This window comes from Kitasatospora sp. NPDC088264 (genome assembly GCF_040685715.1).
Classification (GTDB): domain Bacteria; phylum Actinomycetota; class Actinomycetes; order Streptomycetales; family Streptomycetaceae; genus Kitasatospora.
Map to the genome: position 1 here is coordinate 37,375 of NZ_JBFBIR010000066.1, position 6,000 is coordinate 43,374.

The window sequence follows — 6,000 nt, forward strand, 5'->3', positions numbered from 1 at the left end:
ACCTCGCCCGTGGCGCCTCGAGCGCCCGTAGCGCCCGGAGGGCCCGGGGAGACGTACCTCCCCGGGCCCTCCGTCCGTGCCGTGCCCCTTGATCAGCCGATCAGGTGCGAAACGCCCGCGTCGCCCGAGGACTGGGTGTTCTGGCCGACGTTGCAGATCTGCTTCGGGGTGCTGTTCAGGATCGGCACCTCGACCGGAACCGCGACGCCGACCACGGCGACGGCGATGTTGTGGACCTCCGGCAGGCAGATGTTCGCGTTGTCCAGGGTGTGGAAGTTCGGGCTGCCGTTGCCGTGGGTGCCGGTCTGGTTGGTGCCGCCGTTGCCCTGGACGGAGGTGGCGGCGCCGTCCGAGTCGACGATGGCGGAGGCCGAGCCGGCGGACATCGCGATGGCGGCGGCGGCCAGGCCGGCGGCGGCGAGGGACTTCTTGATCATTTCCGGTTTTCCTCTCGAGGGGTGAATCGGGGAGCGATTCGAAGGGTGGTTCAGGGGAGTGCAGCTGGGGGAACGGTCAGCCGATCAGGTGGGACACGCCCGCGTCGCCGTGGCTCTGGGTGCCCTGGCCCTGGGTGCAGTACTGCTTGCCACCGCTGTTGGCGATCGGGACCTCGACCGGGACGGCCACGCCGAGCACGCCCACCGCGATGTTGTGGATCTCGGGGAGGCAGACGTTCGCGTTGTCCAGGAAGTGGAAGTTCGGGCTGTTGTTCCCGACCGTGCCGGTGAAGTTGGTGCCGCCGTTGCCCTCGATGGAGGCTGCGGCGCCGTCCGCGTCACCGATCGCCGAGGCGGGCGCGGCGGCGGCGGCCAGCGCGGCGACGGCCAGGCCGGCGGCGGCGAAGGACTTCTGGATCATGGGGAGATCCCTCTCTGAAATGCTCTTGGTTTCCGTGCGTACAACGCGTAGAACGCTCAGACCCGGTCTGCAGTCACTGACGTCCAGATCAAAGAATGACGGCACGGAAGGTTACGGGGATTTTTGAAAAGAGTCCGGGAGGCGCGTCGAAGAGTGGTTTCCGGTCGGATTATTAGGCCGAACCGGTTAACCGCCGCAATCCGTACTCACGGTCACTCGTTGAGGCAGATTGCTTTCCGGCTGCGCCCCGCAGCCCCTCCCTTCAGGGATCTCCAGTACGGACAGGCAGAACGGTGAAAAGCATGAAGTTCTCCAAGCGGGCCGGCGCGATGCTGTTGGCGGTCGGTGCGGGCATGCTCGCCTCCCAGGGAGCGGCCAGTGCCGCCCCGGTCAGCCCCGACCAGGTCGGTGCCCTGGAGGACAAGCTGGCCACCCAGCAGGTCCCGGCGGACGTTCCGCTCACCCCGCTCGGCAGCCGCGTCACGGCCGGCATCCCGACCTCGCTGCTCCTGCCGCCGGCGCCCGGCCGCACCACCAGCACCGAGCTCATCCCGGACCGGCTGGTCCCCGAGCTGCAGACCGGGAAGGTCGGCCCGAGCGCCAAGGCCCAGTTGCCGCTCCCGCTGGTCGACCAGGGCGCCGACCTCGGCCAGGTGCTGCTGGAGGCCCCGGCCGCGCCGCTGCACGCCGACACCCCCGGCCTCGCCGTCGGCAAGCCGCTCGCCCTCGTCCAGGACGGCACCGGCCAGCTGGCCGACGGCCGGCTCAAGGTGGGCGAGGTGGACCCGCGACTGGTCACCGGCACGGTGCAGGCCGTTCCGGGTGCCACTGCCAGCCTCGGCGACGACGACCACCCGATCTCGGTCACCGACAAGGTGGGCGACCTGGCCGCGACCACCACCGCGTCCACCACCGGCGTGGTGCAGCAGACCGGCCTGACCGACCTGACCCAGCTCTGAGCCCAGCGGCTCCGGGCACGGTGGAGCCCGGCACCCCGGACGCGACCGGGGTGCCGGGCTCCCGCCTGCGCCGGGCGGCTCAGCCCGGCAGCACGCCGGTCAGCCCACCGACCAGCGGGAGGTCCCGGATGCCGCCGCCCGCGCTCAGCGGGCCGGTCAGCCCGCCGGTGCCGACCGGGGCCAGGCCCTGGTCGGGCTTGACGGTCGCGCCGTTGTTGAGCACGTCGGCCGAGGAGTTCGCCCACGGGTCCAGGCGCAGGTCCTTGACCGGCGCGAGCCCGTAGCCGAGGCCGGAGGTCGTCCCGTTCAGCGCCTGACCGACATCGGTCTTCGCCAGCTTGGCCGGGCCCGACGCGGGGGCCGAACCGGTCGTGGTGGCGGCCTGCGCCGAGCCGGCGCCGAGCAGCACCGTGGCGCCGACGGCGACGACCAGGCAGGCCCCGCTCTTCTTCGAAACCATGCGGATCACCCTTCGGTGGATCGGGGGCCGGACGGCCACCGGCCGCCCGGGGATGCCGAACTGCCCCCCGGCCGGCTGGTCGGGGGGCAGTACGGCCGGAACGGGTGCCGATCGGGGATCAGCAGTCGTCCGCGGGCGGCGGGGGGAGCTCCACGTTGGCGCAGCTGTTGCCGAACGCCGGGTTCAGCAGGCCGACGATGTTGATGGAGTTGCCGCACAGGTTGACCGGGATGTGCACCGGGATCTGGACCTGGTTGCCGGAGACGACACCGGGGGAGCCGGCGGCCACGCCCTCGGCGCCGGAGCTGGCGGCGGCGGACCCGGCCGCGCCGAGCACCAGGCCGGCAGCGGCGGCGGACAGGACGGCGGCCTTCTTCACGTTCTGCATGGGGGTTGATCTCCTCGATCACACACGGGTGGAGCGTGCCGCGCCCCGGCGTCGCGGGGCGCGGCACTCGGTGAATCAGCTGTCGACGGTGCGGCGACGGCCGGTTCAGCCGGCGTTGACGCAGGTGTTGCCGAACGCCGGGTTGAGCAGGCCGATGACGTTGATGGAGTTGCCGCACAGGTTGATCGGGACGTGCACCGGGATCTGGATCTGGTTGCCGGAGAGCACGCCGGGGGAGCCGGCGGCCACGCCCTCGGCGCCGGAGCTGGCGAACGCACCGCCGGCGGCACCGAGGACCAGACCGGTGGCGGCCAGGGACAGGACGGCGGCCTTCTTGAAGTTGCGCATGTCTTTCCTCCGTTTTCTGCCCGACGGATGGGAAATGTCGGGAGCCGGGCGAGCACGAATACTCACCCGCTGGCTTCTGGGGATTGCCGTGATTGTCACTCCGGCGGCGCACACCGGCGTGTTTCGCCCATGGCTCGGGCGTCGACGCGGCCGCCGCGTTCTTCCAGCACCTCGCGAACAATTCCCGCACGGCCGGGAGCGGTTCGGGCGGAGGTGCGACCAGGGGAATTCCCGGTCAGGCGCTGAGGCAGTTATTGCCGAACGCCGGGTTCAGAAGGCCCACCACGTCGATCGAGTTGCCGCACACGTTGAGCGGAATGTGCACGGGCACCTCCACTGAGTTGCCCGAGACCACGCCGGCCGAGCCGGCCGCGACACCCTCGGCGGACGCGCCGTGCAGGTGGTGGGCGGATGCGACGCCGGCGCCGGCGGCGAGCAGGGCGGCGCTGGCCGCGGTGCCGACGACGCCGTGGGCGAGCTTGCGCATGGGCGGTACTCGATTCGTGTGAAGGGGACCGGGTGGATCGTGTTCCGCCAGAGAGAACGAGGCACCGCGCGAGGGGAAACGGTCCGGTCCGCTGATCACCCGAATGCCGGTCGCCGTCCCCGTTGGGCCGGATGGGTGACAGTGCGTCCACTGTCGCAACCGGCCCGGGTGGGTGTCGTTCTTGATGTCGCACTCCCCGTGCATCTCTGTATGAACAGTCAGGAGGCTCGTATGAGCATCAAGAAGACCGCCGCCGTCGGCGCGGCCGTGGTGGGCATCGTGGCCGCCGGCGCCGGCACCGCGATGGCCAGCTCCGGCGCCGAGGGTGTCGCCGCGGGTTCCCCCGGTGTCATCTCGGGCAACCAGGTTCAGGTTCCGGTTCACGTGCCGGTCAACCTGTGCGGCAACACCATCGACATCATCGGCCTGCTGAACCCGGCGTTCGGCAACCACTGCGCCAACCTGGGCTGATCCTGCTCCCGGTTCGGCCGGTACGAGCCGCCGTTCCGCGCTTCCCTCCTGGGGCGCGGGGCGGCGGCTCTCCGCATGTCCGGGGGCGTGTCGGGGCGTCAGGTTCCGGCGGTGTCGCAAGCCTTGTTGCGTTACTTGTCAGTACCTAGAATATGAGACCTGCTCACCTTTCTTGCTCCGCGCCGCTCGGCGCCCGGCCGGGCGGCCCCCCACCCCCCCCGCAAGGAGTCGCGTGTGATCAGGTCCCGACTGACAGCGGCGCGGCGGCCCCGGACGGTGGCGCGCCGCTCCCCGTACGGCGCACTGCTCGCCACCGGCGCCCTCGTCGCCGCCCTCGGCCTGGCCGGCGCCCCCGCCGCCCTCGCCGACCCGGCCCCCGCGGCCGGCGCCACCCGCCCGGCCGCCATCGTCGCCCTGGGCGACAGCGCCATCTCCGGGGAGGGCGCCGGCACCGACACCAACGACGGCTACTTCCCGGAGACCGACAGCCCCACCAACTACTGCCACCGGCACCCCAAGTCGGAGATCTTCGTCACCGACATCCCCGGGGTCACCCCGATCGACCTCGCCTGCTCCGGTGCCCAGACCGGCGACCTGGTCAGCGATCCCGAACTCGCCAAGGTCACCGGCTCCGGCAGCGGCGACTTCGGCGAGCCCAAACAGGACGTCAAACTCGCCGACGCGGCGGGCAGGTACGACGTGAAGATGGTCGTCGTCACGATCGGCGCCAACGACGACTTCGACTTCAGCGGGATCATGATGCACTGCCTCGCGCAGTACTTCCCGATCCCCAAGGACCAGGGCTGCCGCGACACCATCGGCAGCGACGAGATCGTCCAGCGCGCCAAGCGGGTCCAGCCCAAGGTCGTCGCCGCGCTCCAGAACATCCGGCAGACCATGCGGAAGGCGGGCTACGCCGACTCCTCGTACCAGCTGGTCTACCAGTCGTACTTCAATCCGATCACCCCGGACATCCGGCGCAACGACTACCTCGGCAAGGTCGCCGACGGCTGCCCGGCCTTCCCCGAGGACCTGGCCTGGGGCCACAACTGGGTGGTGCCGACCTTCAGCGACGCGCTGCGCGGCGCCGCCGAGCAGGTGCCCGGCGTGCGCTACCTCGACCAGCGGCGGGTCGCCTTCGGCCACGAGGTCTGCGCGGAGTGGACCAGTTCCCCATACGAGTACAGCAACGGGGACGTCATCAACCTCGCCGAGTGGGCCCGCAACGGCTGCGACTCGCAGATCGGCATCCCCGGGCTGTGCATGAACATGGTCCGCCAGTCGTACCACCTGAGGGTGGCCGGCTACCGAGGCGAGGGCGTCTGCCTCGGCCAGTTCTTCGCCAAGCCCGAACTGGCGCAGGCCTACTGCACCCTCAACCAGCAGAACACCACCTCCATCCAGCCGCTCACCCCCGGGCAGCCGTTCGCGGACGTCCCCGAGGACGGCTCCTGGTACCAGCTCACCAACGCGGCCAGCGGCAACGCGCTCGACCTCACCGGCGGCGGCACCTACGGCGACTCCACCAACGGCCGGGCCGCCATCACCTATCCGGCCACCGGCGGGCTCAACCAGTCCTTCGTCCTGGAGGCCAAGGCCGGCGGCAGCTACGAGCTCGACTTCAGCGGCAACCGGGACATGTGCCTGGACGCCAACGCCGCCTCCACCGCCGCCGGCACCCGCATCCAGCAGTGGCGTTGCAACGGCGGCGGCAACCAGCACTGGGTCCTCAAGCCGGCCGGTGGTGGCCGCTACAAGATCGCCGACTCCCAGGACCCGACCAAGGTGATCGCCCCCGGCACCACCCTCGACGCCAAGGGCAACCCCGCCGTCGAACTCGCCACCGACACCGGCGCCGCGACCCAGCTCTGGCAGCTCACCAAACTCGGCATCGTCTACCTCCACGGCTGATCCCGGGCACCTCCGTGGCGTCGCCCCCACCGGCCGGCGCTCGTCACCCCTTCGAAGTAGACAACCGTGGAATCGGCTGACTCGGGGAACTCCAGCAGGGAGAATGTCCCGGTCATAC

The 6,000-nt window shown here is 70.9% G+C and carries 9 protein-coding genes; 3 read left to right on the forward strand and 6 right to left on the reverse strand.

The genetic code is table 11. The features are described from left to right. Window positions 1–92 precede the first annotated feature (92 nt). Together AB0O82_RS32975 and AB0O82_RS32980 are read right to left on the reverse strand one after the other, a co-directional pair. Complete coding sequence (locus tag AB0O82_RS32975) at window positions 93–437, reverse strand: rodlet layer protein (RefSeq protein ID WP_363587783.1); 345 nt, start codon at window positions 435–437, stop codon at window positions 93–95. A 76-nt stretch (window positions 438–513) separates the two neighbouring features. Further along, window positions 514–858 (reverse strand): hypothetical protein, encoded by a 345-nt coding sequence (locus tag AB0O82_RS32980; RefSeq protein WP_030232098.1) that lies wholly within the window; start codon window positions 856–858, stop codon window positions 514–516. Between the two features lie 302 nt (window positions 859–1,160). Between AB0O82_RS32980 and AB0O82_RS32985 the strand changes: the two genes are divergently transcribed. Beyond that, window positions 1,161–1,817, forward strand: coding sequence for a hypothetical protein (locus AB0O82_RS32985; protein ID WP_363587785.1), 657 nt, complete (start codon window positions 1,161–1,163; stop codon window positions 1,815–1,817). 79 nt (window positions 1,818–1,896) lie between these two features. On the opposite strand, the gene AB0O82_RS32990 is transcribed toward AB0O82_RS32985, so the two are convergent. From AB0O82_RS32990 to AB0O82_RS33005, 4 genes are all read right to left on the reverse strand, one after another. Beyond that, window positions 1,897–2,277, reverse strand: a complete 381-nt coding sequence (locus tag AB0O82_RS32990; RefSeq protein WP_363587787.1) for a hypothetical protein — start codon at window positions 2,275–2,277, stop codon at window positions 1,897–1,899. Window positions 2,278–2,395: 118 nt separating this feature from the next. Then, complete coding sequence (locus tag AB0O82_RS32995; RefSeq protein ID WP_063348863.1) at window positions 2,396–2,665, reverse strand: chaplin; 270 nt, start codon at window positions 2,663–2,665, stop codon at window positions 2,396–2,398. A 105-nt stretch (window positions 2,666–2,770) separates the two neighbouring features. Further along, window positions 2,771–3,013, reverse strand: a complete 243-nt coding sequence (locus tag AB0O82_RS33000) for a chaplin (protein ID WP_363587789.1) — start codon at window positions 3,011–3,013, stop codon at window positions 2,771–2,773. 235 nt (window positions 3,014–3,248) lie between these two features. Continuing rightward, on the reverse strand, window positions 3,249–3,500 hold the full coding sequence (locus AB0O82_RS33005; protein WP_363374899.1) for a chaplin: 252 nt from the start codon (window positions 3,498–3,500) through the stop codon (window positions 3,249–3,251). Window positions 3,501–3,731: 231 nt separating this feature from the next. Here AB0O82_RS33005 and AB0O82_RS33010 point away from each other — a divergent pair, with 231 nt between their 5' ends. Beyond that, entirely contained in the window at window positions 3,732–3,971 is a 240-nt protein-coding gene (locus AB0O82_RS33010; protein WP_363587791.1) for a chaplin, read from the forward strand. A gap of 234 nt (window positions 3,972–4,205) precedes the next feature. Next, window positions 4,206–5,882: an RICIN domain-containing protein gene (locus AB0O82_RS33015; RefSeq protein WP_363587793.1), complete on the forward strand. Its 1,677-nt coding sequence runs from the start codon at window positions 4,206–4,208 to the stop codon at window positions 5,880–5,882. Window positions 5,883–6,000: the final 118 nt, after the last annotated feature.